Annotated in this window: 1 protein-coding gene; it reads left to right on the top strand. The window is 72.4% G+C overall.

Features of this window, described 5'->3' with window-relative positions:
* Positions 1-4,176, top strand: a 4,176-nt coding sequence (locus AB0J52_RS30040) for an amino acid adenylation domain-containing protein (RefSeq protein ID WP_500186011.1), incomplete at both ends; no start/stop codon positions are given.

The raw sequence follows: 4,176 nt of genomic DNA, 5'->3' as shown, positions 1-4,176 counted from the left end.
GTCGCCGACCCCTTCGGCGAGCCGGGCGCGCGCATGTACTGGACCGGCGACCTCGCCCGCTGGAACCCGGACGGCACCATCGAGTTCCTCGGCCGCGCCGACGACCAGGTGAAGATCCGCGGATACCGGGTCGAGCTCGGCGAGGTCGAGAACGTGCTGGCCCGGTTCGACGGCGTCGGCATGGCCGTCGCCGTCGTCCGCGAGGACACGCCGGGGGACCGGCGCCTCGCCGCCTACGTCGTCCCCGCGACCGTGGACGCCGCCGCGCTGCGCCGCCACGCCGCCGCGCACCTGCCGGACTACATGGTCCCGTCCGTGACCGTCCTCGACACGCTGCCGCTGACCGTCAACGGCAAGGTCGACAAGCGCGCCCTGCCCGAGCCGGACGCGTCCGCCCACGGGACCGGACGCGGACCGCGCTCCCCGCAGGAGGAGATCCTGTGCGGGCTGTTCGCCGAGGTCCTCGGCGTCGCGCGGGTCGGCGTGGACGACGGGTTCTTCGACCTCGGCGGCGACTCGCTCACCGCCACCCGCCTGGTCAGCCGGATCCGCCCGGCGCTCGGCGTGGAGCTGCCCGTCCGGGCGCTGTTCGAGGCCCCGACCGTCGCCGGACTCTCGGCGCGGCTCGCCTCGGCCGCCGGCGCCGCGCGTCCCGCCCTGGTCCCGGCGGAGCGGCCGGACGTGCTGCCGCTGTCCTACGCGCAGCAGCGCCTCTGGTTCCTCAACCGGTTCGACCGGGCGTCCGCCACGTTCAACATGCCCGTCGCGCTGCGGCTGCACGGGCCGCTCGACCCGGCCGCGCTGGAGGCGGCGCTCGCCGACGTCGTCACCCGGCACGAGGCGCTGCGCACGGTCTTCCCCGAGGTCGCGGGCACGCCCCGCCAGCTCGTCCTGGACCCGTCCGCCGCCCGGCCCCGGCTGCCCGTCGCGGACACCACCCCGGACGCCCTGCCGCTCGCCCTCGCCGCGATCGTCGGGCAGGGCTTCGACCTGTCGGCCGAGCCGCCGCTGCGCGCCGCCCTGTTCCGGCTGTCGGCCGACGAGCACGTGGTGCTGCTGGTGCTGCACCACATCGCGGGCGACGGCTGGTCGATGGCTCCGCTGGCGCGGGACGTGCTGACGGCGTATGTGTCGCGGGTTTCGGGGGACGCTCCGTCGTGGGCTCCGCTGCCGGTCCAGTACGCCGACTACACGCTTTGGCAGCGTTCGCTGCTCGGTTCGGAGGATGACGCGTCGTCGCTGGTGGCGTCGCAGATCGCGTTCTGGAAGTCGGCGCTGGACGGGCTCCCGGAGGAACTGGCGCTGCCCGCCGACCGGCCGCGTCGGGCGGAGGCGTCCTACCGGGGTGGAACGTTCACGTTCGAGCTGGACGCGGGCCTGCACGGCGCGCTGCTCGGCCTCGCCCGCGAATCCGGCGCGAGCCTGTTCATGGTCATGCAGGCCGCGTTCGCGGCGTTGCTGACCCGCCTCGGGGCCGGAACGGACATCCCGGTGGGCTCGCCGATCGCGGGTCGTACCGACGAGGCCCTGGACGACCTGGTCGGCATGTTCGTCAACATGCTCGTGCTGCGCACCGACACGTCCGGGAACCCGTCCTTCCGTGAGCTGGTCGCGCGGGTCCGGGAGATCGACCTCGCCGCCTACGCCAACCAGGACGTCCCGTTCGAGCGCCTGGTGGACGTGCTGAACCCGGCGCGCTCCATGGCCCGGCACCCCCTGTTCCAGGTCGCGCTGTCGTTCCAGAACAACCCCGAGGCGACCCTCGAACTCGACGGCCTCACCGGCGGCCCGGTGGACCTCCCGCTCGGCACCGCCAAGTACGACCTCTCGCTCTACCTCCAGGAACGCGCCGACGACTCCGGCTCACCCGCCGGGATCTCGGCCGCGCTGGAGTACGCGCTCGACCTGTTCGACCCCGACACGGCCGCCGGCCTCGCCGCCCGCTTCGAGCGGTTCCTGCGCGAGGTCGTGGACGCCCCCGACGAACCGATCTCCACCGCCGAGATCCTCGACCGCTCCGAGCGCCGCACCCTCCTGCGCAAGTGGGCGGGCGGCTCGGCGGTTCCGGCCGCGGCCGCGGAGCGTACGACGATTCCGGCGCTGTTCGAGGCGCAGGTGGCGTCTCGTCCGGGGGCGGTGGCGGTGACGTTCGAGGGTCGTTCGTGGACGTATGCCGATGTCAACGCCGCTGCCAACCGGCTCGCCCGGCATCTGGCCGCGCAGGGGGCGGGCCCGGAGACCTTCGTCGCCCTGGAACTGCCCCGGTCGGCGGACCTGGTGATCGGCGTACTGGCCGTGCTGAAGACGGGCGCGGCGTACGTTCCGATCGACCCGGACTATCCGGTCGACCGGATCGCCTACATGGTCGAGGACGCCGCGCCGGTTCTCACGGTGCGCAGCATCGAGGTCGAGGGCGACTACTCGTCGGAGAACCTGGACGACGTTCACGTGTCGCCGGACAACCCGGCGTATGTGATCTACACGTCCGGTTCGACGGGCCGCCCGAAGGGCGTGGTCGTCCCGCACCAGAACGTGGTGCGTCTGTTGCGCTCGACCGAGCCCTGGTTCTCGTTCGGGCCGGACGACGTGTGGACGTTGTTCCACTCGTATGCGTTCGACTTCTCGGTGTGGGAGCTGTGGGGTTCGCTGCTGTACGGCGGCCGTCTGGTCGTCGTTCCGTACCTGACGTCGCGGTCGCCGGATGAGTTCCTGAAGCTGCTGGCGGCCGAGAGGGTCACCGTCCTCAATCAGACGCCGTCCGCCTTCTATCAGCTCATGGCCGCCGACCGGGAGAACCCGGGCACGGACCTGGCGCTGCGGTATGTGGTGTTCGGCGGTGAGGCCCTGGAACTGGGCCGTCTGGACGACTGGTACAGCCGCCACGACGAGGCCGCTCCGACGCTGGTCAACATGTACGGGATCACCGAGACGACCGTCCACGTCTCGTACCTCGCGCTCGACCGCGAGCACGCCGCCACCGCTCCCGGGAGCCTCATCGGTGTCGGCATCCCTGACCTGCGTGTGTACGTGCTGGACGAGCGGTTGCAGCCGGTTCCGGCGGGTGTGGTCGGTGAGCTGTACGTCGCGGGCGCGGGTCTCGCTCGCGGGTATCTGAACCGTCCGGGCCTGACGGCCGAGCGGTTCGTCGCCGACCCGTTCGGGAAGTCCGGCGAACGCATGTACCGCACGGGTGACCTGGGCCGCTGGCGCAAGGACGGCACCCTGGAATACCTCGGCCGCGCGGACCAGCAGGTGCAGTTGCGCGGGTTCCGGATCGAGCTGGGCGAGGTCGAGTCGGCTCTCGTGCGGCATGAGACGGTCGCGGACGCGGCCGTGGTCCTGCGCGACGAGAAGCTGATCGCCTACGCCGTCCCGTCCACCCCCGGCCTCGAACTCGATGCCTCTGAGCTGCGACGGTTCGTCAACGCGACGCTTCCGGACCACATGGTCCCGGCGACCGTCGTCACGCTCGACGCCCTTCCGCTGACCTCCAACGGCAAGCTCGACCGCAAGGCGCTGCCCGCACCCGACTTCCACGCGAAGACCGATTCGCGTGCTCCTCGCACACCAGAGGAAGAGACCCTGACCGCGTTGTACGCGGAGGTCCTCGGCCTGGAGAAGGTCGGGATCGACGACGGGTTCTTCGACCTCGGCGGCGACTCGATCATCGCGATCCAGCTCGTGTCCCGCGCCCGCCAGCAGGGCCTGGTGATCTCGCCCCGCGACGTGTTCCAGCACCAGACGGTCGTGGAGCTGGCCGCCGTGGCGCAGCCGGTCGGGGAGGCCGAGCAGGCCGAGACCGAACCGCCCGGCGCGGCGCTCGGACCCGTCCCGCCGACGCCGATCATGCGCTGGTTCGGCGGACTGCGCGGCCCGACCGGCGGCTACAGCCAGCGGATGCTCCTGGTCACCCCGCCCGGCCTCGGGACGGACCGGCTGACCGCCGCGCTGCAGCGCGTCATCGACCACCACGACATGCTCCGTCTCCGCGTCCGCCCGGACGGCGGCTTCGAGGTGCCGGAGCCGGGCTCGGTCGACGCGTCGTGCCTGGTCCTCCGCGTGGACGTCCGGGACCTGGACGACGCCGCGTTCAGGGCCGTCCTGCGCGGGGAGTCCCTGAGCGCGCGCCGCAGGCTGGACCCGGCGGGCGGCGTCATGGTCCAGGCGGTCTGGTTC

The organism is Spirillospora sp. NPDC049652, assembly GCF_040675125.1.
GTDB lineage: Bacteria > Actinomycetota > Actinomycetes > Streptosporangiales > Streptosporangiaceae > Spirillospora.
This window is presented reverse-complemented; position numbering and strand designations above follow the sequence as displayed.